Source organism: Actinokineospora sp. PR83, from assembly GCF_021056305.1.
Taxonomy (GTDB): domain Bacteria; phylum Actinomycetota; class Actinomycetes; order Mycobacteriales; family Pseudonocardiaceae; genus Actinokineospora; species Actinokineospora spheciospongiae.
On record NZ_JAJCXD010000035.1, the window covers coordinates 125,235 to 147,938 of the forward strand.

General features: G+C 72.8%; 21 protein-coding genes. 10 read left to right on the forward strand and 11 right to left on the reverse strand.

All coding sequences use genetic code 11. From position 1 onward, the window contains the following. Positions 1-6 precede the first annotated feature (6 nt). From L6E12_RS12285 to L6E12_RS12295, 3 genes are read right to left on the reverse strand one after another with little or no spacing between them, the layout of a single operon-like run. Positions 7-264, reverse strand: a complete 258-nt coding sequence (locus tag L6E12_RS12285) for an acyl carrier protein (RefSeq protein WP_236228023.1) — start codon at positions 262-264, stop codon at positions 7-9. Beyond that, positions 261-1,532, reverse strand: a complete 1,272-nt coding sequence (locus L6E12_RS12290; protein WP_236228024.1) for a ketosynthase chain-length factor — start codon at positions 1,530-1,532, stop codon at positions 261-263. The genes L6E12_RS12285 and L6E12_RS12290 overlap by 4 nt, the downstream gene beginning before the upstream one ends. Further along, a complete protein-coding gene (locus L6E12_RS12295) occupies positions 1,529-2,794 on the reverse strand; it encodes a beta-ketoacyl synthase (RefSeq protein WP_236228025.1) in 1,266 nt (421 codons plus the stop codon). Before L6E12_RS12295 ends, L6E12_RS12290 begins: the two co-directional genes overlap by 4 nt. Positions 2,795-3,050: 256 nt before the next feature. On the opposite strand from L6E12_RS12295, the gene L6E12_RS12300 reads away from it, so the two are divergent. The 4 genes from L6E12_RS12300 to L6E12_RS12315 are packed head-to-tail and all read left to right on the forward strand — an operon-like array spanning position 3,051 to position 6,701. After that, the gene (locus L6E12_RS12300; protein ID WP_236228026.1) at positions 3,051-4,193 is read left to right on the forward strand and encodes an acyl-CoA dehydrogenase family protein; all 1,143 of its coding nucleotides are present in this window, start codon (positions 3,051-3,053) and stop codon (positions 4,191-4,193) included. A 59-nt stretch (positions 4,194-4,252) separates the two neighbouring features. Next, positions 4,253-5,338 (forward strand): DUF6081 family protein, encoded by a 1,086-nt coding sequence (locus L6E12_RS12305; RefSeq protein WP_236228027.1) that lies wholly within the window; start codon positions 4,253-4,255, stop codon positions 5,336-5,338. Between the two features lie 5 nt (positions 5,339-5,343). Then, positions 5,344-5,766, forward strand: a complete 423-nt coding sequence (locus L6E12_RS12310) for a lipocalin-like domain-containing protein (RefSeq protein ID WP_236228028.1) — start codon at positions 5,344-5,346, stop codon at positions 5,764-5,766. Continuing rightward, positions 5,763-6,701 carry an alpha/beta hydrolase gene (locus L6E12_RS12315; protein ID WP_236228029.1) on the forward strand — a complete coding sequence of 313 codons (939 nt, stop codon included), beginning with the start codon at positions 5,763-5,765 and terminating at the stop codon, positions 6,699-6,701. The genes L6E12_RS12310 and L6E12_RS12315 overlap by 4 nt, the downstream gene beginning before the upstream one ends. A 116-nt stretch (positions 6,702-6,817) precedes the next feature. On the opposite strand, the gene L6E12_RS12320 is transcribed toward L6E12_RS12315, so the two are convergent. Continuing rightward, positions 6,818-7,396 carry a flavodoxin family protein gene (locus L6E12_RS12320; RefSeq protein ID WP_236228030.1) on the reverse strand — a complete coding sequence of 193 codons (579 nt, stop codon included), beginning with the start codon at positions 7,394-7,396 and terminating at the stop codon, positions 6,818-6,820. A 472-nt stretch (positions 7,397-7,868) separates the two neighbouring features. On the opposite strand from L6E12_RS12320, the gene L6E12_RS12325 reads away from it, so the two are divergent. Further along, entirely contained in the window at positions 7,869-8,645 is a 777-nt protein-coding gene (locus L6E12_RS12325) for an AfsR/SARP family transcriptional regulator (RefSeq protein ID WP_236228031.1), read from the forward strand. A gap of 55 nt (positions 8,646-8,700) precedes the next feature. Here the strand turns inward: L6E12_RS12325 and L6E12_RS12330 are convergent, their stop codons facing one another. Continuing rightward, positions 8,701-9,444, reverse strand: coding sequence for a cyclase family protein (locus tag L6E12_RS12330; RefSeq protein WP_236228032.1), 744 nt, complete (start codon positions 9,442-9,444; stop codon positions 8,701-8,703). A gap of 234 nt (positions 9,445-9,678) precedes the next feature. Between L6E12_RS12330 and L6E12_RS12335 the strand changes: the two genes are divergently transcribed. Together L6E12_RS12335 and L6E12_RS12340 are read left to right on the forward strand one after the other, a co-directional pair. Next, complete coding sequence (locus L6E12_RS12335; protein WP_236228033.1) at positions 9,679-11,235, forward strand: FAD-dependent oxidoreductase; 1,557 nt, start codon at positions 9,679-9,681, stop codon at positions 11,233-11,235. A gap of 151 nt (positions 11,236-11,386) precedes the next feature. Next, positions 11,387-12,334 (forward strand): aromatase/cyclase, encoded by a 948-nt coding sequence (locus L6E12_RS12340; protein ID WP_236228034.1) that lies wholly within the window; start codon positions 11,387-11,389, stop codon positions 12,332-12,334. Positions 12,335-12,388: 54 nt separating this feature from the next. Here the strand turns inward: L6E12_RS12340 and L6E12_RS12345 are convergent, their stop codons facing one another. Further along, on the reverse strand, positions 12,389-12,820 hold the full coding sequence (locus L6E12_RS12345) for a nuclear transport factor 2 family protein (protein ID WP_236228035.1): 432 nt from the start codon (positions 12,818-12,820) through the stop codon (positions 12,389-12,391). Between the two features lie 160 nt (positions 12,821-12,980). Between L6E12_RS12345 and L6E12_RS12350 the strand changes: the two genes are divergently transcribed. Next, positions 12,981-13,766, forward strand: coding sequence for an SDR family NAD(P)-dependent oxidoreductase (locus L6E12_RS12350; protein ID WP_236228036.1), 786 nt, complete (start codon positions 12,981-12,983; stop codon positions 13,764-13,766). Between the two features lie 150 nt (positions 13,767-13,916). Further along, positions 13,917-16,571, forward strand: a complete 2,655-nt coding sequence (locus L6E12_RS12355) for a SpoIIE family protein phosphatase (RefSeq protein ID WP_236228037.1) — start codon at positions 13,917-13,919, stop codon at positions 16,569-16,571. 357 nt (positions 16,572-16,928) lie between these two features. On the opposite strand, the gene L6E12_RS12360 is transcribed toward L6E12_RS12355, so the two are convergent. After that, positions 16,929-17,933, reverse strand: a complete 1,005-nt coding sequence (locus tag L6E12_RS12360; RefSeq protein ID WP_236228038.1) for an alpha/beta fold hydrolase — start codon at positions 17,931-17,933, stop codon at positions 16,929-16,931. A gap of 306 nt (positions 17,934-18,239) precedes the next feature. Between L6E12_RS12360 and L6E12_RS12365 the strand changes: the two genes are divergently transcribed. Further along, the gene (locus L6E12_RS12365; protein ID WP_236228039.1) at positions 18,240-18,593 is read left to right on the forward strand and encodes an STAS domain-containing protein; all 354 of its coding nucleotides are present in this window, start codon (positions 18,240-18,242) and stop codon (positions 18,591-18,593) included. An 18-nt stretch (positions 18,594-18,611) separates the two neighbouring features. On the opposite strand, the gene L6E12_RS12370 is transcribed toward L6E12_RS12365, so the two are convergent. From L6E12_RS12370 to L6E12_RS12385, 4 genes are all read right to left on the reverse strand, one after another. Continuing rightward, the gene (locus tag L6E12_RS12370) at positions 18,612-19,085 is read right to left on the reverse strand and encodes a DUF4383 domain-containing protein (RefSeq protein WP_236228040.1); all 474 of its coding nucleotides are present in this window, start codon (positions 19,083-19,085) and stop codon (positions 18,612-18,614) included. 55 nt (positions 19,086-19,140) lie between these two features. Continuing rightward, positions 19,141-20,157 carry an NAD-dependent epimerase/dehydratase family protein gene (locus L6E12_RS12375; protein WP_236228041.1) on the reverse strand — a complete coding sequence of 339 codons (1,017 nt, stop codon included), beginning with the start codon at positions 20,155-20,157 and terminating at the stop codon, positions 19,141-19,143. A 73-nt stretch (positions 20,158-20,230) separates the two neighbouring features. Beyond that, entirely contained in the window at positions 20,231-21,007 is a 777-nt protein-coding gene (locus L6E12_RS12380; RefSeq protein ID WP_236228042.1) for an SDR family oxidoreductase, read from the reverse strand. Between the two features lie 157 nt (positions 21,008-21,164). Beyond that, positions 21,165-22,622, reverse strand: a complete 1,458-nt coding sequence (locus L6E12_RS12385) for an aminotransferase class I/II-fold pyridoxal phosphate-dependent enzyme (RefSeq protein ID WP_236228043.1) — start codon at positions 22,620-22,622, stop codon at positions 21,165-21,167. Between the last annotated feature and the right edge of the window lie 82 nt (positions 22,623-22,704).

A 22,704-nucleotide genomic window follows, 5' to 3' on the forward strand; every position in this document is an offset into this window, starting at 1 on the left:
GCCCGGTCAGCTCGTCCGCACGAGGGCGTCGTTGACCAGGTCGAGCACCTCGCGCGGGGTGCGCAGTTCGGCCATGCGCTCCTCGGGGACCCGCACCCCGTACTCCGCCTCGATCCTGGCCGCGGTCTCCATCAGCGCGAGGGAGTCGTAGCCGAACTCCTCGAAGTCCCGGTCCTGGCGGTCGGCGGTCAGCGCCTCGCCGTCGGCCTCGCCCGCGCACTCGGCCAGCACGCGGCGGAGGTCGTCGATGGTCATCCTGCTCATGTTCGCTCCCGTTGTTGTTGCGGTCTCCGCGGTGCCGCGGCGCGCGGCCCGGTCACCGCGCGGACGACGACGGCGGAGTTGAACCCCCACCTGCCCCTGGCCAGCACCAGGGCGGTGGTCACCTCGCGGTGGCGGGGAACCCCGCGCACCAGGTCGATCCGGTAGTCCTCCGGCACCTCGGCGGTGCCGGGCGTCGGTGGGATCACGCCGTCCCGGATGGACAGCAGGGCGTCGGCGACGTCGACCGGGCCGCCACCGGAGTACATCCGGCCGGTCAGCGCCTTCGGCGCGGTGACGGGCACCGCGAACGGCCCGAACACCGCGCTGATGGCGGCGGCCTCGGCCCGGTCCAGCTCGGGCACCCCGGAGGCGTCGGCGAACACCACGTCGACCTGGTCCGGGGTCAGGCCCGCGTCGGCGAGCGCCGACTCCGCCGCCCGGCGCAGACCCGGCGGTCGCGGTGAACCGGGCGGCGGGTCGAACGTCGTGGCGTAGCCCGCGATCTCGCCGTAGACCTGCCGCGCTCCCCTGGCCTCCGCGGCGGACGCGGTCTCCAGGACCAGGATCGCCCCGCCCTCCCCGGGGACGTACCCGCAGGCGTCGACGTCGAAGGGGCGGTAGGCGCGGTGCGCGTCGGTCGCGGTGCTGAGCCGCCCACTGGCGATCTGCGCCACCCAGCCCCACGGGTCCAGAGCCGAGTCGACACCCCCGGTGACCACCATCGGGGTGCCCCGCCGGATGGTCCGTCGGGCGTGGCCGATGGCGTCGAGCCCGCCCGCCTGCTCGGCGACCAGCGCGGAACTAGGTCCGCGGAACCGGTTGCGGATGGAGATCTGCCCCGTGTTCACCGCGTAGAACCAGGCGAAGGACTCGTAGACGCTCACCGCGGCGGCGCCCCTGGTCCACAGCTTCCGGAACTCCCGGTGGGTGAACTCGAAACCACCGGAGGCGTTGGAGGTGACCACGCCCGTGTCGTAGTCGGCGAAGAACCCCTCGTCGATCTCCGCGTCCGCCAGCGCCCAGTCCGCGGCCACCAGCGCGAGCTGGGTGGAGATGTCGGTCTGCGGCAGCAGCCTGCTCGGCAGGTGCTGCGCCGCGTCGAAGTCGTCGACCTGACCGGCCAGCCGGACCGGGTACCGCGAGACGTCGAACCGCGACAGGGTGGCGATCCCGGTGCGGCCCGCCAGCGTCGCCGCCCAGTGCTGCTCCAGCCCGGCACCGTTCGGGGCCAGCAGGCCGATCCCGGTGACGTAGACCCCCTCGCTCACCTGGGCCCCCCGGTCCGGCGCAGGACCATCGCGCTCTGGAAGCCGCCGAAGCCGCTGCCGACGGTGAGCACGCTGTCCAGCCTCTTCTGCCGGGCGGTCAGCGGGACGTAGTCGAGGTCGCACTCCGGGTCCGGCACGCGCAGGTTCGCCGTCGGCGGCACCACGTCGTTCACCATGGCCAGGGCGCAGGCGGCGATCTCGATCGAGCCGATCGCACCGAGCGAGTGCCCGACCATGGACTTGATCGAGCTGATCGGCGTGCGCCGGGCGTGCTCGCCCAGGCTGCGCTTGTACGCCGCGGTCTCGTGGCGGTCGTTCTGCTTGGTGCCGGACCCGTGCGCGTTGATGTAGTCGATCGCCGTCGGGTCGATCCTGGCCTCGTCGAGCGCCACCGTCACCGCCTCGGCGAGTTCGCGGCCGTCGGTCTTCAACCCGGTCATGTGGTAGGCGTTGCACCGCGTCGCGTAGCCGGAGATCTCGGCGTAGACGCGCGCGCCGCGCCGCTTGGCGCGCTCGTACTCCTCCAGCACGAACACGGCGGCGCCCTCGGCGAGGACGAACCCGGTGCGGGTCCGGTCGAACGGCCGCGAGGCGTGCTCGGGGTCGTCGTTGTTCGGCGTGGTCGCCTTGATCGCGTCGAAGCAGGCGACCACGATCGGGGTGATCGGCGTGTCCGAGGCCCCGGCCAGCACCACGTCGGCGCTGCCCTCGCGGATGAGCTGGCAACCGTGGCCCACCGAGTCGATGCCCGAGGTGCACCCGTTGGACACCATGGTCACCGGGCCCTCCGCACCGACGGTCCAGGCCACCTCGGCGGGCATGGCGCTCGGGACCAGGTAGTCGAACATGTGCGGGGACAGGTTGGTGTGGTCGACCAGCCAGTTCCGGCCGCTGTCGGACAGCACCAGGTACTCCTGTTCGAGGCTGGTCGCCGAGGCGACCGCGCTGCCGAGGCTGACCCCCACCCTGGTGGGGTCGGAGTCCTCGAACTGCAGGCCGCTGTCGGTCACCGCCTCCCTGGCGCACACGACCGCGAGTTGCGCGGCCCGGTCCATCCGGCGGACCTCCAGCGGGGACAGCCCCTCGTGCTCCGGGGCGAAGTCCACCTCCCCCGCGACCCGGGACCGGTAGGCCGACGGCTCGAAGAAGGAGATCCGGCGCGTGGCGGTGCGGCCCGCGGTCAACAGGTCGAGGAATTCCTTCGTCCCGTTGGCACCCGGTGTGCGCACCCCGATCCCGGTGATCACCACCCGGCGGTTCACCGGACACCGCCCGGCGGTGATTGAGCTGTTGGTCCGATCATTGGCGTGACCCCTTTCCAAGGCGGTCGCCAGCGTCGCCACGGGTGCTAGTGGGACGCTCGGGCCGCGGTTGGTCCGGTGTGGTCGATCCGGTGCGCCCCAGCGAAAGCCCAGCGGGACCCGAGCGGCGGCGGTGAGCCTCCGGGGGCGGGCCGGGACGGAACCGGCCGTGCCGCGGCTCCCCCGAGCCGAACCCGCCAGCCGAGGAGCGAACCGGATGGACCTGGAATCGACGCCGACCCCCCTGCTCACCGCGGCCGGGGAGGTGGCGGTCGTGGCGGCGCGGTGCGCCCCCGGCGCGGAGGCCCAGCGCAGGCTCGACCCCGAGGTGGTCAAGTCGTTGGTCGCGGCCGGGTTCCCCCGGCACTTCGTGCCCGCGGAGTGCGGCGGGGACCCGGGCACCTTCCTGGAGTTGAACCGGGCGGTGAGCGCGGTCGGCGAGGGCTGCACCGCCACCGCGTGGTGCGCGTCGCTGGCCGCGCACGTGTCGCGGATGGCGGCGCACCTGCCCGCCGAGGGCTACCGCGAGGTCTGGGCGGACGGCCCCGACGCGCTGCTCGTCGCGTCGCTGACCCCGGCCGGTCGCGCCGAGATCGCGCCCGGCGGCTACCGGGTGACCGGCAAGTGGCCGTTCGTCAGCGCCATCGACCACGCGGAGTGGGCGCTGCTGGCCTCGACGGTGGACGACGGCCACGCCAGGGTCTTCGCCGTGCCGCGCTCGGCCTGGCGCACCGCGGACACCTGGACGAACGTCGGCATGGCCGCCACCGGCAGCAACACGGTGTCCGTCGAGGACGTCTTCGTCCCGGCGGCGCGCACCGTCAGCCGCGACGACCTGTTCGCCGGTCGCGCGACCGACTCCGACGCCCCGTGCCACGCGGTGCCGATGCAGTCCACCACGATGATGTTCGCGGTCCCCGCGCTCGGTGCCGCCAAGGGCGCGCTGAAGTCCTGGGTGGACCACGTGACCCCGAGGATCCGGGCCGCGGCGGCGGCACCGGCGCCCGCCCTGCCGGGGATGCCGACGTTCAACCGGGCCGTCCACGACGTGGTCCTGACCCGCAGCGCGGCCGAGATCGACGCCGCCGAGCTGCTGCTGGAACGGGCCGCGGTCACCGCGGACCGCGGGCCCGCGATCACCGTCCCGGACACCATGCGCACCTGGCGCGACTGCGCGGTGGCCACCGAGTCGCTGGTGGCGGTGGTGAACCGGCTGTTCCGCGCCGTGGGCACCACCGGGCAGAACTCGGCCAACCCGGTCCAGCGGTTCTGGCGCGACGTCAACTCGCTGGCGGGCCACCAGGGCCTGCAGGTCGAATCCGCGTCGACCGCCTACGCGCACCAGGTGATCCGGGTGTAGCGGCGCCCCCGGCACCGGAGTCCCCCACCAACAGGATCGGAGACGGATCTGCCATGACGATGAACCGGCGTACCGCCATGCTGGGCATCCCCGCCGCGCTCGGCCTGGGCCTGGTGCCCGCACTGGCCACCACCGCGCGGGCGGGCACCCCGGCCACGCCGTTCCGGATCGTCTGGGACGACTTCTCGGACGGCCTGCGCACCGAGGGCCCGGGGGCGAAGTGGGCGCACCTGCCGTTCGGCCCCACCACCGGCCGGGACGGCACCATCACCACGTCCGCACGCGGACTGCGCGTCTCCTCCCGGGGGACCAACCCGACGACCGGTGAGCCCGCCTTCACCGCCACGGTGGCCCAGGACGACCCCGGTGGTTTCCCGGGGACGCTCGACCACGTGAAGTGGATGGTCTACACCAACAGGACGTCCTCGGGCGGGACGCTCGGCTTCGACACCGCACCCGGGTACGAGCTGTCCTGCGAGACCGGTTTCTCGGGCCGGACCCACGGCGTCGCCGGGCACCCCTTCGGCGCCCGGGTGCCCGACGCCGAGGACGACCCCCGGCTGGCTTCGGCGGCCCTGCTCCTGCAAGACCTGGCCACGGACGTCGCCTTCGAGTTCGCCCTCACCAACAAGACCGTCTACGTCTACTACGAGCGGCTGCCCAACAGCCGGACCGCGCTGGGCAACTACGCGTCCTTCCTCTACGCGATCCCGGTCGCGCGCCGTTCGCCGGGCCGGACGCACCGCCTCAAGATCTCCTACGACCGCTCGTGCGGCCTGGTCCGCTGGTTCCTGGAGGGCAGGGAGGTCTTCCGGCTCGACCGGATCGGCCACCACCTGCCCCCCGCGCAGCGCCGCCACCTGGTGCAGGACCACGGCGGCGTCGAGCAGGCGGTCCGACCGGAGCAGCTCGCGGTCGGGATGGGGCTGTTCAACTTCCTCGACGGGGCCGCACCCGGCCGCCCCGGCACCGGCCTGGTGCGGCTGAGCACCGCCACCGACTACTACTACGACCCGGTGACCGGCCCGCCGAACCCGCTGACCTTCGCCGACGACCGCAGCCTGGAGACGAGCCGCCTGTTCGGGCAGGGGGCCTCCCTGCGGATGGACCGGCTCGTGGTCGCGCACCGGCCGTCCCCGCGGTGACGGCGATGACGACCGACTCGGTACCCGCCGCCGCGCTGGCCGGGGCCTGGCGGCTCGACGCCTACGTCGACGTGACCGACGGCGCGGTCGGCGAGGGCCCGCTCGGTCCCGCTCCCGCGGGTCTGCTGATCTACACCGGCTGCGGCCGGGTGTCGGTGAGCATGATGCGGACCGACCCCGACCCACCGGCCGAGGACAGGCCGGGGACGCGCTTCATGGGGTACGCGGGCACCTGGTGGCTGGTGGGCAGGCAGGTCGTCCACCAGGTCGAGGTGGCGTCGCACGACTACCTGGTGGGCACCCGCCAGGTGCGCGACCTCGCGCTCGACGGCGACCTGCTCACCCTGTCCGGCCGGACACCGCCGGGCGCGGGGCCGCCGCGCAGGCGGCTGCTGACCTGGCGACGGGCGACCGGGGAGTGGCGATGAGCTACGAGTTCGACCCGGACCTGGCGGACGCCGCACCGCGGCTGCGACCACTCGACTACGCCGACCCCGTCTCGGCGCGGGCCGCCCTCCGCGCGGTCATGTCCCGCCAGCCGGGCCACGAACCGGTGTCGGGGGTGCTGGTGCGGGACCGGACCATCCCGGGGCGGGCGGGCGGCCCCGGGGTGGTGGTGCGGCTCTACCGCCCGGCGGACCGGCCCGGCCCGCTGCCCGCGCTGGTCTTCCCGCACTGGGGCGGGTTCGTGACCGGCGACCTGGACACGGCCGACACCGCGGCCACCCGGATCGCCGACCTCGTCGGCGCGGTCGTGGTCTCGCCCGACTACCGCCTGGCGCCGGAACACCCGTACCCGGCCGGGCTGGAGGACTGCTACGCGGCGCTGGAGTGGACGGCGGCGGAGGCCGCCGCGCTGGGGGTCGACGCCGACCGGATCGCGGTGGCCGGTTTCAGCGCGGGCGGGGCGCTGGCGGCGGGGCTCGCCCTGCTCGCCCGGGACCGGACCGGCCCCCGGGTGTGCTTCCAGTACCTGCTGTTCCCCCAGTTGGACGACCGGCTGGTCACCCCGTCGGCGCGTTCCTTCGTGGACACACCGATGCTGGACCGCCGGTGCCTGGAGCTGAGCTGGGGGCACTACCTCGGCGGCGCGGCGGCCTCCGACTACGCCGCACCCGCCCGCGTGGCGGACCTGTCCGGGCTCCCGCCCGCCTTCGTCGGGGTGTGCGAGTACGACCCGCTGCGCGACGAGGGCACCCACTACGGCCACCGGTTGACCGCCAGTGGCGTGCGGACCGAACTGGTGCACTACCCCGGCACGTTCCACGGTTCGATCGGCCTCGCCCACGCCGCGTCCTCGCGGCGGATGATCGCCGACCAGGTCGACGCCCTGCGCCGTGCGCTGCACCCCCCACTCCCCTGACCCACCCACCACCGGCCTGATCCACCCACCACCGGGACCCCGCGGGTGTGCCCGGGTCACCCGTCCCGGGCACACCCCCCGTGCCCGACCGCGTCGGGTGCGCCCGGGTCACCCGGTCAGATCGAGAGCCGGGCCCGGCTCAGCAGCAGCGCGTGGTCGGCGACCCGCCTGCCGAGGTGGGCCGCGGTGAGCAGGTCCGCCTCGTTCATGGCCTCCGGCCCCTGGTCCGTCGGGCACCGCCCCATGGCGCCCAACCAGCCCCCGAGCCGGTTCAGCTCGGACTCGGTCTTGCCGGGCAGCAGGTCGAGGTTCACCCAGTGCATCCCGTGCTGGGCGGCCAGGATGGCGAAGTACTGGAGCGTGTTCAGCTTGTCGCCGCTCATCGACCCGGACGTGGTGAAGCCCGCGGCGACCTTGTCCTTCCACACCTGCGCGAACCAGCGCTTGCTGGAGGCGTGCGCGAAGGCGTGGAACTCCGGGCTCGCCGAACCCATGTAGGTGGGTGAGCCGAAGACGATGGCGTCCGCCGCGTCCAGCCGCGCCCACGCGTCGTCGGTCAGCTCGTCGAGCGCGAGCAGCTCCGCGACGACACCGTCGACGGAGGCCGCGCCGTCGCAGGTCGCCTCGGCCATCCTGGTCGTGTGCCCGAAGCCGCTGTGGAAGGCGACGACGACCGAGACCGTCTTGGCGGTCATGTGGTTTCCCTTCGTGCTGCTGATCTGCTGGGGCCGTCGGTCCGACCGGCGGCTCGGGTGTTCCCCCCACCCAGCCTGGCAGTTCCGCCCGGTGGCCAGAACTGGCCGTTCGAGCGGTTGGACCTGCCCGAAAGAAGAGCGGATTTTCCCACCGGGGTGAACCCTGGCGGAAATACCTCCACAATGGGTGAATTGATGTGACCTATGTCACAAAACATTACATTGCACGGACGAAGTGCTCCTCCTACCCTCGATGGGGAAGTCTCGAACTGTTGCCGCGTGACATTTTTGCATTTTCCGGCCGATGGCGCCTGGAAATGTGAGCACAGCTCAACGGGGGAGCATCCACGCCCAACAGTGGGAATTGTGTCCGAAAGCAATGGCGACGTCCATCAGTGACGCATTTTCTGCGTGGCGCGGCTATTCGGGGAAGGGTCCCGCGCCGGGCAGGCGTTCCAACGGGGGGATCACGTTGAAATTCAACCTGCTAGGTCAATTCACCATCGAAACGGCAGAGGGGAACCTGTCCTTCCTGCCCAAGTCGAAGATCAGCCAGATCCTCGCCGTGCTGCTGGTGCAGAACGGTGAGACCGTCGGCGTGGACACGCTGATCGAGGAGCTCTGGGGGGAGAACGTCCCGCGCAGCGCGCTCACCACGCTGCAGACCTACGTCTACCACGCCCGCAAGATGTTCGCCGAGATCCCGGAGGGGCGCGGTCTGCTGCTCACCAGGCCGTCCGGGTACGCGATGGACGTCGCCGACGAGGCGATCGACGTCAAGGTGTTCGAGCGGCTGGTCTGCCTGGCGCGGCAGCGGCTGCACGCCGGGCAGCCGGAGGCGGCGATCGAGTCCATCGAGCAGGCGGTAGACCTCTGGCAGGGGCCGGTGCTCGCGGGCATGGCGCTCGGCCGGGTGCTCGACGCCCACATCACCTACATCACCGAGTTCAAGTTCTCCGCCACCGAGCTGTGGGTGGCCGCGAGCAGGCGCCTCGGCCGGGACCGCGAGGTCGTGCCCCGGCTCCGGCTGCTCGTGGCCGAGAACCCGCTCAACGAGAGCCTGCACGCCCAGCTCATCCGGTCCCTGCACCGGTGCGGCAGGCGGGCGGAGGCGCTGGCGGCCTACCGGAACCTCTGGCGCATCCTCGACCGGGAACTGGGCGTGGAGCCCGCCCCGGAGCTGCAACTGCTGCAGCACGAGTTGCTGGCGACCGCGGGCCGCCACGCCCCACCGCGGGTGGCGCTCTGAGCGGTGGTCCGACGCCCGGCGGCGCGCGCCCGCCCGAGGCACGCGCCGCCGGGCGTCAGACCATCGCCACCACCCGGGTCCACCCCGCGCCCGCGCCCGCGAGGGAGACCGGGAAGCAGGAGACCGCGAACCCCGTCGGCGCGGGGAGGTCCGCCAGGTTGGCGAGTTTCTCCAGTTGCAGGTACTCCCTGGTGCGGCCGTAGAGGTGCGCGGGCCACAGGTGGGCGCGGTCCCCGGTGCGGCGGTAGTCGTCGACCATGGACCGCATCGGCCGGTCCAGGCCCCAGGCGTCGATGCCGATGACCCGCACCCCGCGCTCCACCAGGAACGCCGTGCCCGCCCCGGTGAGGCCGGGGTAGTCGGTGAGGTAGTCGGCCGACCCCCAGAGCGCGTCCGCGCCGGTCCACAGCAGCACCAGGTCGCCCGCGGCGAGGTCGTGCCCGGCCGCGGCCAGCGCGGCGGTCAGGTGCGCCTCGGTGATCCCCGCCCCGGCGGGCACGTGCCGCAGGTCCAGGCGCACCCCGGGGCCGTGGCACCAGTCGAGCGGCACCTGGTCGATGCTCCTGGCGGGCCGCCCGCCGCTCTCCGGTCCGTAGTGCAGCGGGGCGTCCATGTGGGTGCCGGTGTGCGTGGTGAGGGTGACGGTCTCGTTGGAGATGGCCATCCCGCCCGGGAAGTCCTCCGGCCGGAGCCCGAGGACGGCCGCGGCCGCGCGGTGGTCCAGCAGGTCGACCTTGACCGGTGTCGCCTCGCTGGGGGTGTCCATCGTGGTCACGCTGAGGTCGATGAAACGTGTCATGCGCTTTCTCCCTGCTCGTGGCCACCGCGCCTTCGGCACATTCCGCGCGTCCGGCCCGCCGCCGCGTGCGTGTGATCGGTACCGACGGGATCCGGAGTCTTCGCCGATTCGGTCGCGGATCGCTGGGAGACGGGTGGGTCCCGGCTCGACGATTTCCGAAAAGCACCAGAACTCCCCATCCGCGTGTGTGAGTATCGCGGCGGGGAAAGCACAACCAAGGGAGATGCAGGGGACATGGAGAACGACACGAAGACCGCTCCGGCGGGCTCGTCCACATTCGGACCGGTGACGGTGACGCCCCGGGATCAGCGTTATCCCGAACTGGTGGTCGGCTTCAACCGGCGGTGGGGGTCGAAGCCGGAAAGCGTCCGACTCGTCGGCAGCGCCGAACAGGTCGAGGAAGCGGTCCGGGAAGCGGTGCGGACCGGGAAGCGGATCTCGCTGCGCAGCGGCGGGCACTGCTACGCCGACCTGACCTACCACGCCGAGGCCGAGATCATCATCGACCTCTCGCTGATGGACGGGATCCGCTACGACCCGCGCCGCCGGGCGTTCGCGATCGAGAGCGGCGCGCAGCTCGGCCACATCTACGAGACGCTGTTCCGCGGCTGGGGCGTGACGCTCCCCGGCGGGGTGTGCCCGACGGTCGGCATCGGCGGCCACGCGACCGGCGGCGGCCACGGCCTGCTGTCGCGCCAGTTCGGCAACGTCGCCGACCTGATCGAGGCCGTCGAGGTCGTGGTGGTCGACCGGCACGGCGACGTGCGGACCGTCGTCGCCTCGCGGCAGGACACCGGCAGGCTCAAGGACCTGTGGTGGGCCTGCTCGGGCGGGGGCGGCGGCAGCTTCGGGGTGATCACGAAGTTCTGGTTCCGCACCCCGGGGGCCACCGGGAACGACCCGGCGCGGCAGCTCCCGCAGCCGCCCGCCGAGGTGCTGATCAACACCGCGTACATCGCGTGGGAGCAGCTCGACCAGGCCACCTTCACCACCCTGGTCGGCAACCAGTGCCGGTGGTACGTCGACAACAGCGCCCCGGACTCACCCGGTGCCGCGCTCTGCGGCCTGATGTTCGTCCAGCACGTCTCGTCGGGGGGCATCGGGATGCTCACCCAGGTCGACGCGACGGTCCCCGGCGCGGAGAAGCTGCTGCTGGACTACCTCGAAGCGGTCACGGCGGGCACCGGGATCACCGGCCCGTTCCCGTTCCGGCGGCTGCCGTGGATGGCCTCCACCGAGACCATCGACACCAGCAACCCCACGGTGATGACCAACGCGACGCTGCGCGGCGGGGTCAAGCAGGCGTACCTGCGCGAGTCCTTCACCGACGAGCAGATCGGCGCCATCTACCGGCACATGACCAGGCGGGACTACGCGAACCCGGCCCCCGGGGCCGCGGTGCTGCAGCTCGGGGCGATGGCGGGCGGGCGGATGAACGCCATGGCCCCCGGTGACAACGCCGTGTTCCAGCGGCGATCGGCCTACCTCGCGTTCCTGGCCAGCTACTGGGTCACCGAGGCAGAGGACGAGGCGAACCTCGGCTGGCTGCGCGAGCTCTACGGTGAGGTGTTCGCGTCCACCGGCGGTTACCCCGTGCCCGGCGAGCGCTACGAGGGCTGCAACATCAACGCCCCCGACCCCGACATCACCGACCCGCGGTTCAACCGGTCCGGCGTGCCGTGGCACACCTTCTACTTCGGCCAGAACTACCCGCGGCTGCAGCGGGCCAAGGCCCAGTGGGACCCGGGGAACCACTTCCGCCACTCGCTCTCGGTGACCGCCGACCGCTGAGCACCGGCCGGTGGGGCGGGGTCCGCCCGCCCCACCGCCTCGGTGCGGGGCCGACGGGCGCACCAGCGGAGCACGAGCCGGAGCCCCGAGCATCTGCCGGGGGCAGTGCCGACCCGTCCACCCAGCACCCGAGGAAGAGGCGACAGCGCCGATGCGAACCGAACGCAAGCACCACACCGAACACCGACTGGTCGTCGCGGCGCCGCCGCGGGTCCTCTACGGCCTGGTCGCCGACGTCACCACCTGGCCCGCCGTGTTCGGCCCGAGCGTGCACGTGAGGCACCTCGACCGGTCCGAGCGCGAGGAGCGCTTCGAGCTGTGGGCCACGGTGAACGGGGCCGTCAGCACCTGGACCTCCCGGCGCACGCTCGACCCCGGCGGGTTGCGGGTGACCTTCGCCCGCGAGGTGAGCGCGCCGCCGATCGCCTCGATGGGCGGGGAGTGGCTGTTCCGCGCCCTGCCGGGGAACCGGTGCGAGGTCGTGCTGCTGCACCACTTCACCACGACCGACGACGACGCCGCGACCACCGCCTGGGTCACCGCGGCACTGGACCGCAACAGCCCGGACGAACTCGCCGCGCTGGCCCGTGTCGCGCAGTCCGGTCACCCGGTCGAGGACGTCGTCTTCTCGTTCACCGACACCCGGGAGCTGTCCGGTTCGGCGGCCGACGCCTACGAGTTCGTGGCGCGCGCGGACCTGTGGGCCGAGCGGCTGCCGCACGTTTCCAGGGTGGTGCTGTCCGAACCGGCCCCCGACGTCCAGGACCTGGAGATGGACACGGTGACGGCGGACGGTTCCCGGCACACCACCCGGTCGGTGCGGGTGTGCGGTCCGGGGCAGTGGATCGCGTACAAGCAGGTCGTCACCCCGGAGCTGCTGCACGGGCACAGCGGCCTGTGGACCTTCACCGAGGGGCCGGAGGGCGCGCTGGTGACCTCCCGGCACACGGTGGTCATCAACCCCGAGGCGGTCGGGGGCGTGCTCGGGTCGGGCAAGACCGTGGCCGACGCCAAGGTGTTCGTGCGGGACGCCCTCGGCCGCAACAGCGCGACGACCATGTCCTACGCCGCCGCCTTCGCCGCCGAGCACAGCGCGTAGCCACGGTGCGGGGTCTCCGCCGCCGACGGAGACCCCGCGCCCCGATTCGACGGCTCAGTCGAAGTGGAGCCGGTCCTGCCGGACGTGCCTGGACCTGGTCAGCAACCCGTCCCCCACCCGCACCAGCACGTCGGTCACCAGGCAGCTGGGCCCGATGCTCTGGTCGCCGCCCGGCCTGGTGTTGACCGTGTAGGCGTAGTAGGTCGCGCGCCAGGAACCGTCCTCCCCCGGGTCGAGCACGATCATGTTGAACCAGTGCCTGCGGACCACCGGGTCGTCGTCGAAGCGCCGGTGGAACTCGACCAGTTCCGCCACGATGCCCGCCCTGGTGGTGGCCAACTGCCCCGGCGTGTGGCTGAACTCGCCGTCCTCGGTGAAGGTCGCGGCGAAGCCATCGAAGTCGCGGCCGTCCAACAGGTGCGTCTGCCTGGCGAGGAAGTGCACCACCTCGCCGTGCAGGTCGCGGGCGGTGTCGGTCGTGGTCATGGGTTCCTCCCGGTGCTGTGCGGAAGCCGCCACCGTGGCGCACCGGACTAGCGGCGCGCTCGAACCCCGCCCCCGGGCCAAGACCGGCACGACCGGGCTCCGAGCGGCGCCGGTCACCGTCGTGCCGTCACCCGCGTTCACCACCGCGAAGGGAAGAGCCATGAGCCGAACCGACCAGCAGGTCGCGATCGTCACCGGTGCCACCAGTGGGATGGGTCTGGTCATCGCCGAGCGGCTGGCCCAGCAGGGCAGGCGGGTCTACCTCTGCGCCCGGGACGCGGACCGGCTGGCCACCACGGTGCAGACCCTGCGGGACCAGGGGCTCGACGTCGAGGGGAGCGCGTGCGACGTGACCTCCGCCGAGCAGGTGGGGCGGTTCGTCCGCGCCGCCGTCGACCGGTACGGGCCGATCGACGTCCTGGTCAACAACGCCGGGCGCAGCGGCGGCGGCGCCACCGCCGAGATCCCCGACGAGCTGTGGTTCGACGTCATCAACACCAACCTCAACAGCGTGTTCCTGATGACAAAGGCGGTGCTCACCACCGGCGCCATGCTGGACCGCAAGTGGGGCCGCGTGGTCAACATCGCCTCGACCGGGGGCAAGCAGGGCGTGGTGCACGCCGCGCCCTACTCGGCGTCGAAGCACGGGGTGGTCGGGTTCAGCAAGGCGCTCGGGCTGGAGCTGGCCGCCACCGGCATCACCGTGAACGCCGTGTGCCCCGGGTTCGTCGAGACCCCCATGGCCGCGCGGGTGCGCGAGCACTACGCCGGGATCTGGGGGGTCGACACCAACGAGGCGTTCGACCGCATCACCGCCCGCGTGCCGATCCACCGGTACGTGGAGTCGGACGAGGTGGCGGCCATGGTCGAGTACCTGGTCGGCGAGCGGGCCGGGGCGGTGACCGCCCAGGCGCTCAACGTCTGCGGCGGCCTGGGCAACTACTAGGCCCGAGGGGTGGTCCTCGGCCCCGGCCCGTCGTGGTGAGCCCCGGGTCGCGGTTCCGGGGTGGCCTGCGCCGACGTCACGGCGAGTTGTCGTGGGGTTCCTTCGGCGATTCGGCGGGCATCGGACGGGGGATCGGGGCACCATCGTGGCGTGGACGAAGCGGAGCGACTGCGCGGTTTGTTGGGCGGGCTGCCGCTGGTGGTGTGGGAGGCGGACGCGCGGACGTCGGCGTTCACGTTCGTGTCCGAGCACGCCGAGACCCTGTTGGGGTACCCGGTCGCCCGCTGGTCGGGTGATGCGGGGTTCTGGGCGTCGATCATCCACCCCGACGACCGGGCCGCGGCGGTGGAGTCCCGCACGCGGAACGTGGCCGAGCGCGACGACTTCGAGTCCGACTACCGGGTCACCGCAGCCGACGGGCGGGTGCTGTGGGTGCACGACGTCGTCCACGTGGTCCGGGGCGCGGGGGGTGGACCGCGCACGCTGCGCGGGTTGATGGTGGACGTCACGGCGCGGCGGTTCGACGAGGACCGGGAGCGGTTCCTCGCCGAGCTGGAGCTGGCGCTGCAACCGCTGACCGACGCCGAGCAGATCATGGCCGAGGCGGCCCGCGGGCTCGGTGAGCACCTGGGCGCGGACCGGTGCGCCTACGCCAGGGCGGAGGCCGACGAGGACCACTTCCTGATGAGCGGTGACCACGCCACCGGCCTGCCGCACCTGCCAGGCCGCTACGCGATGGCCGACTTCGGCGAGGGCTGCCTGCGGGCCATGCGCGCGGGTGAGCCGTGGGTGGTGACCGACAGCGGGACCGACCCGGCGGTCAGGGACCTCGACGCCTACCGGCTGACCGGCATCCGGGCGGTGATCTGCGTCCCGCTGCTCAAGGCGGGCCGGTTCACCGCGGCCATGGCCGTGCACCAGGCCTCGCCCAGGGCGTGGACCGACGACGACGTCGAGCTGGTGGGCGACGTCGCCGCCCGGTGCTGGGAGTCGCTGGAGCGCGCGCACGCCGCGCGGGAGCTGCGGGAGAGCGAGCGGCGGCACCGGATGCTGTTCGAGCACGCGGCCGACGCGGTCTGGATGGCCGACCACGACCTGTGCTTCGTCGAGGTCAACCCGGCGGCCTGCGCGCTGCTCGGGCACACCCGCGAGCAGCTGCTGTCGATGTCGGTGCCCGACCTGCTGCTGCCGGGCTCGCGGGACCGGCTGGCCGACCTGGTGGCGCGGCTGGCCACCGGGAACCAGGTGACCGAGGTGTGGGAGGTGCGGCACGCCTCCGGCACCCCGATCTCGGTGGAGCTGAGCATCGCGGGCACCCCGGCGGGCCTGCAGGCGATCGGCCGCGACGTCACCGCCCGCCGCGCGGCCGAGGCGGAGCGGGAGGCCGAGCTGCGCCGCGAGCACGAGATCGCCCAGGCGCTGCAGCACAGCCTGCTGCCGCGCGAGCTGCCCGACCTGACGCGGCTGGCCACCGCGGCCCGGTACCGGTCGGGGTCGCGGCACGCGCAGACCGGCGGCGACTGGTACGAGGTGCTGCCCACCAGCCGCACGTCCGTGGCGATGGTGGTCGGCGACGTGGTCGGCAAGGGCCCGCGGGCGGCGGCGGTCATGGGCCAACTGCGCAGCGCGCTGGCCGCCTACCTGCTCGACGGCCACTCCCCCGCGTCCGCCCTCCAGCGGTTGGACCTGTTCGCGACCCGCAACCCCGGCGCGGTGGGCAGCACCTGCGCCTGCCTGCTGTTCGACTGGGAGACCGGGGTCCTGCGCTGGGCGGCCGCGGGCCACCCGCCACCGCTGATGGTGGACGAGACCGGTGCCCGCTTCCTGACCGGCACCACCGGCACGCTGCTGGGCGCGGACGGCGCGTTCACCGAGAACGAGGTCCACCTCTCCCCCGGCACGTCACTGGTGCTCTACACCGACGGCCTCGTCGAACGCCGCCACCACCTCATCGACGACGACCTGGCCCGCCTGGCCGACCTCGTCGCCCCACTGCACGCCCTGGACCCGGAAACCATCACCGACCGCATCACCACCACCCTCCTGGCCGACGGCCACGACGACGACGTGGCCCTGGTCGTCGCCCGCTACCTGCCCGCCCCCCTGAGCAGGCGGGACTTGCCCGCCACCCCTGCGGTGCTGGCCGAGGTGCGCACGGACATCAGCCGCTGGGGCGCCCTGGCTGCCCTGCCCCAGGACACGGTGATCGACCTCAACCTCATCCTGGGCGAGGCGACGGCCAACTCGGTCGAACACGCCTACCCGCACGGCGGCGGCACGCTGGACTACTCGGTCACCCGGGAGGCGGGCGGCACCCTGCGCACCCAGGTGCGCGACCGCGGGCGCTGGCGGCCGCCCCCGGCGGACCCCGGCCACCGGGGCCGCGGCCTGGCCATGATCCACAACCTGGCGGCGACGACCGTCCAGCACGGCCCGGAGGGAACCCTGATCGACGCCCGATTGGCCGCGAACACCGAAACCGCACCGACCACAAACCCACCACCACGAGCGGCGCGGACGACCACACCCCCCGACCACCGCGTACGGATCAGCGGCGACCTCGACCTGACCGGCGCGGCCCACTGGCGCCAGGAACTGTTGACACACGCGGACCACGGCGAACCGCTGACCGTCGACCTGACCGAGGTGTCCTACCTGAGCAGCTCCGGGATGGCCCTCCTGCTGGACGTGGCAGCCCGCACCACGGTCACGGTCCGGGTGACCAAGGGCAGCGGCCCGGCCCGAGTCCTCGACCTCTCCGCCCTCCCCGCACACACCGTCGCGGTGGAGGTCGTATCCACTTAGGACCGAGGCACGGCGAAGACCGGCCACCCCGAAAACCGCCTGCCCGACTACGCGAATGCCCGGGTAGGTGAATGCGCTCGACAAACAGCCATCCTGAAACCGCCTGCCCGGCTACGAAACGCCCAGGTAGGTGGATGCGCTCGACAACCGGCCACCCTCACAACCGCAGGCCCGGCTACGCCCCTGCCCGGGTGGGTGGATGTGTTTGGCCGGGGGTGGCGATCATGTGCGAGCCTCTCTGGGCTGTGGGGCATCTCTTCAGCCCCACTCGGTCACACTGGGCACATGATCGCCGTAGGGGCCCCGGCCAAGCACATCCACCCAGCCGGGCACCCCCACCAAACGGCCGGGCTAAACCTACCCGGCCTCAACCAGGTGCGCCCGGAGGTGCTCACGCCCGGCAGTGGCCGCGACGGTCTCCCGCAGGAAAGCGGTGACCTCACCCGCGAAGCGCTCCGGGTCGTCCAGGTGCGGGAAGTGCCCACTGCCCTCGAACACCGACAGCCTGCTGTTCTCCACCTGCTCGTGCGCGTCGATCGTGTGCTGCGCCGGGATGCACGCGTCCGCGTCGCCGGTGATCAGCAGCAGCGGGATGTGCTCGGTGAGGTACAGCTTCTCGGTGGCGTCCAGGCGCTGGCCGCCGATGTCGAGCGCGGACCTGGCGGTGTGCACGAAGGCGGAGCGCGCGCCGTGGTCGGAGAGCGAGGTGAGCGCCCTGGCCACCTCCTCCAGGTCGTTGCCCGCGATCGGCGGGACGGCGCGCAGCACCCGGTGCACCAGGCTGCCCACCCACTTCGGGGTGAGGGCGGTGAGCAGCCGCAGGGTCAGGACGCTGCCGGGGATGGTGGCCGCCCGCAGCGCCGGGGTCACCTCGTGGCCCAGCCCGCCGCTGGCGACGAGCACCAGGCGCTCGGTCGCCTCGGGGAACTGGTAGGCGAACTGCATGGCCACCCCGCCGCCGAAGGAGTGGCCGACGATGGTGGCCCGGTCCAGGTCGAGTGCGACCAGGAGGTCGCGCAGGCCCGCGGCGTAGGAGCCGACGGAGTAGTCCCCGCTGCGCGGTTTTGCGGACCGGCCGTGGCCGAGCAGGTCGGGGGCGATCACGGTGGCGTGCTCGGCCAGCAGCGGCAGGACCGGCCGCCACGTCTCCGAGTCGCCCGCCAGGCCGTGCAGCAGGACCACCGTCGGTCCGCCGGTGCCCGCCCGCAGGTAGCTGAAGGTGCGGCCGTGCAGCACCGCCTCGCACTCGGTCACGCCGTCGTCCGCGTCCTCGCACTGGGCCACGCCGTCCACGATCTCGTCGGTGATGACCGGGACGGCCGGGGCCTCCAGATCGGCGGGAACCTCGTCACGACCAGCCATGTCGGCAGCCCTCCACACGTCGACAACCACGCTTCCGGGTTACCCCGAAACGCCGACGATCACGCCTGGCGCGCGGGCGTCGCCCGCCACAGGGCCGAACGCACCGCCGCCCACCTGGGGGAACGGCGCACCGGCCGGTGACGGGCAGTTCGCCCGCACCACGCGGTGCGCCGGTGGTCTGGACGGCCCGCGCCCGGGTGCGTTCGCCGGTAACCCTGCGAGCGGGTGCGGTTGCGGACCTGTGGGGACGCGGCGACCATGGGGCCACTGTCTTCGATCCGCTGGGAGTGGGGACTGGAGGTCCGCATGGCCGAAACGGTGGTGTCAGTGCAGGCGGTGGAGACCGCCGGGGAGGCGGTCGTGCTCAGGGTGCGCGGCGACATCGACATGGCGAGCCGCGACAGCTTCCACCGCTCCCTGCTGGAGCAGTGCTCCGCCGCGCCCGGGGGCGCGGTGGTCGTGGACCTGAGCGAGGTCGGGTTCATGGGGTCGGTCGGGGTCGCCGGTCTGGTGGAGGCCAAAGCCCGGTGCGAGGAGCGCGGCTGCACCCTGCGGGTGCTGGTCGTCGACAACCGGCCGGTGCTGCGCCTGCTGCAACTGGCCAGCCTGATGGCGCCGCTGGACGTCCACACCGATCCGTCGGGGATCACCGACGGGTGATCCCCGGCGGTCGCGGGGTCACGGGCGGATGACGTCGCGCTGGCGCGGGAGCAGGGCGAAGCCCAGGACCGCCATGCCCACGCCCAGGCCGAGGTGCAGCCAGTTGTCGGCGGAGTTGACCGGCACGAAGTTCGCTGCGCTGCCGTGGTCGATGGCCAGGCCGTAGACCCACAGCACCAGGTACACCGCGCCGCCGCCGATCAGGTACCCGCGGGCGCCCGCGGGGGTGCGGGCCAGCAGGAGGCCGACGACGCCGAAGGCCAAGTGCACGAGGTTGTGCAGCACGGAGACGGCGAAGACACCGAGCAGCATCGCCATCGAGTGGTGCCCGGCGAAGGTCAGCCGATCGTAGTCCGTGGTGATGCCCGGGATGAACCCGAGCACACCGACCAGCAGGAACACCACCGACACGACCACGGCCACCAGTTGCACGGGTGTACGCGAGGCCGTGCCGTTGTTCGTCGTCGTCGAGGACATCCGCGCCTCCATCATCGAGAGTTCCTGTTCGGCAGGGGTTCCCGACCCGCGGCCCCCCATGCGCGGAAGATCAGGGGTGCAGGGCGGGGCTGGCGGGGACGCCGCGGCCCTCGGACAGGCCGCCCAGCAATTCGGTGACGGTGGCGGCCGCGCCGTGCACGGGGCGCCAGTCCAGCTCCGCGGCGGCGCGGTCCGCGCGCATCAGCGGGATGGACAGGGCCAGGTCGAGCCAGCCGGGGGAGGTGGGCAGCACCCGGGCCCGCCACGCCAGGTCCACCGCGGCCCGGACGACCTTGGCGGGTAGCTGCACCACCCGGCCGCCGGTGATGTCGGCCAGGTCCAGCGCGTCCACGGCGGGCTCGGCGGCGAGGTTGATCGCGCCCCGCACCCCCCGCTCGGCGGCGGTGACAGCGGCGGTGGCCACGTCGTCGGCGTGCACGAATTGCAGCGCCAACCCGGCGGGCAGGGGCAGCACCGGGAGGTTGCCGCGCCGGGCCAGCCCCCACAGCGGCCGGGGCACCAGGGCGCCGATGAAGTAGCGGCGGATCTCGGCGGCGGCGTCGCGCTGCAGCACCAGCCCCGGGCGCAGCCGGGTCACCGCGACCGCGGGGTTGGCGGCCTCGAACCGGTCGAGCAGCGCCTCCACCGCGGCCTTGTCCTCGCTGTACATCGAGGTCGGCACGCCAGTGGCGGGCCAGCTCTCGTCGACCGGTTCGAGCGACACCCGCGGCGCGTAGGTGCCCACGGACGACAGGTACACCAGCCGGGGCACCCCGGCCGCCGCGACCGCCTCGGCCACGGTCCGGCTGCCGCCGACGTTGACGTCGCGCAGGTACTCCCGGTCGTGCGAGGGCTGGATGGCCCACGCCGCGTGCACGACCGCGTCCGCACCGCGCACGACCTCGGTCAGCGCGTCGGGTGCCGAAGCCGCGGTCAGGTCCAGGGAGTGCCAGGTCACCGCGTCGTACGGGCCGCCGCGGGCCGGTCCCCTGCGGGAGACCCCGGCCGCCTCGTGCCCGGCCGCCAGCGCGGCCCGCAGGACCGCGGTGCCGACGTTCCCACTGCCACCCACGACGACTATGCGCATGGGCCAGCGGTACCCGCCCCGCCGCGGTGCAAACGGCGGATCTGCGAGTCCGATGTGGACCCACGCGTCCCGGTCAGGCCGTGGGGCGCGGCTTGGACATCCAGGTGTGCAGGCCCGACATCACCCGGTCGGGGACGAGCAGCGCGCTGAGGTAGGCGAGGCGGTTCAGCGGGGACCCGCCGATGACCTTCGCCCGGCCCGCCATCATGGCCTCGAACGCCTGGGCGGCGACCTTCGCCGGGTCGTCCTTGGGCACCGTCGTGGCCAGCCGCGTGGTCAGCATGTCCGCCTGGGCGAAGAAGTTGGTGTCGGTCGGCCCGGGGAACAACGTGGTCACGGTGACACCGGTGTCCTTCAGCTCGGTGCGGATCGCCCCCGCGAAGGTCTTCAGGAACGCCTTGGACGCGTTGTACACCGCCTGGTACGGGCCGGGGGTCACCGAGACGACCGAGGAGGTGAACAGGACCCGCCCGTGCCCGCGGTCCACCATGCCCGGCAGCAGCGCCTTGGCGAGCTGGACCGCGGAGCGCACGTTCAGGTCGACCCCCGCGAGCTGGTCGGCCATGGAGGTGTCGTGCACGAACGCCCCGCCGATGGCGGTGCCCGCGTTGATCGCCAGCGCGGTGGGCTTGCCGATCTCGGCGACCCGCCGGACCAGTTCGTCGACGGATTCCGGCCGGGTCAGGTCGAGTTGGACCGCGTGCGCGCGGGGCAGCCCCTCGGCGGCGGTGTGCACGGCCGCGTCTTCGGCGACCAGGACGACTTCGATGTCGTGGGCGGCGAACTGCCGGGCGAGTTCGAGGCCGATGCCGCTGGAGGCACCGGTGACGACGCCGAGTGGGTTGGGCACGCTCTGAACGCTTGCTTCAGCCATACCTCTGAGCTACCCCCCGACGGGCGCACCAATCGCCTGCCCGCTCACAGTTCGCGGACAGCCTCGACATTCATTCCTTTGAACCACCCGCGAGGGGCACACCGATCACCCACTCATCGGTTCGCGGGCAACTTCAGCGCTCGACCACCCGGATCGTGTCGAGGTCGGAGTCGGTCGGGTCGGGCAGGTACATGCCCGCCGCGCGCCCGCTGAGGAGGTAGTCGACCACCGGCTGGGTGATCACCTCGCCGGGGAGGGCGGCCGGGACGCCGGGCGGGTAGGGGCTGATGGTCTCGGCGCAGACGCGCCCCACGGCCTCGCGGGCGGGGACGTGGGTGGCCTCGGCGAAGAACGCGTCGCGCGGGGTCATGGCCTGTTCGAGTTCCAGTTGGCCCGGGTCGGGGATGTCGACCGGCTTGGCGGCGGGCAGGTCGTCGAGGTGGGCGACCAGGTCGGCGATGGCGGCCACCAGCCGGTCGGCGGTGGTCTCGTCGTCGGCGATGGTGGTCTGGGCGGCCATCCGGCGGTGGTCGGCGAGGCCGACGTCGACGCGGTGGTGCTCGCGGAGCCAGTCCGCGGCGGTGTAGCCGGACACGCCGCGGTCGGACAGGTCCATCACGATCTTGAGCGGGTCGTGGTCGTCGGCCCGGCCGCGTCCCACCACGTCCTCGCGGCCGACGACCGTCACCAGCTCGCCCAGCCGCTGCCGCACGTCAGCGTTGAGCCGCAGCGCGCGGTCCAGCAGCTCGTGGCCGTGCTCGACCATCTGCCGCCGCCACCCGTCCAGCGCGGCGTAGACCAGCGACGACGGGCTGGTGGTGTCGAGCAGGTCCGCGCGCATGCTGAGCACCCGCGGGTCCACCAGGTCGCCCTGGAGGTGGTAGACCGAACTCTGCTCCAGACCTGCGCCCATCTTGTGCACGCTGGTCACGCACAGGTCGGCGCCCGCGTCCATGGCCCACGACGGCAGGTCGGGGTGGAACGGCAGGTTCGCGCCCCACGCCTCGTCCACGATCAACGGCTTGCCGCGCTCGTGGCACACGTCCGCGGTGGCCTTGATCGCCGCGCAGGTCCCGTAGTCGGTGGGGGTGATCAGCAGCATCCCCATCGCGTCCGGGGCGCGGGCGAACCCGTCGGCCACCTCGTCGGGACCGGGCGGGTAGGCCCACTCCCACCGGGCGTCCCACCGGGGGTGCACCCACACCGGTTCGACGCCGCTGATGATCAGCCCGGCCACGACGGACTTGTGCGCGTTGCGCGACACCAGCAGCTTCTGCCCCGGCCGGGCGACGGTGATGATGCACGTCTTGACCGACAGCGAACTGCCGCAGGTGGAGAAGAAGGCGTGGTCGGCGTCGACCGCCTCGGCCATGAGCTTCTCGGCCTGGCTGAGCACGCCCTTGCCCATGGAGCGGTTGTCGAGGCCGTTCATCAGGATGACGTCCGAGCGGAACACGTCCGCGCCCACGACGTCGAGCACCCTGGGGTCGACGCCCCGGCCCTGCTTGTGGCCGGGTGGGATGAACGGCAGGTGGTCGTTGTCGTGGTAATCGGCGAGAGCTTGCAGCACCGGAGCAGTCGACTGGTCCATGTGGGACGTGTGCCACGCCGCCCTTCGGGTTAAACCAGTCGGGTGGAGGACGTGCGTACGACCCGGGCGAACGGGTAACCGG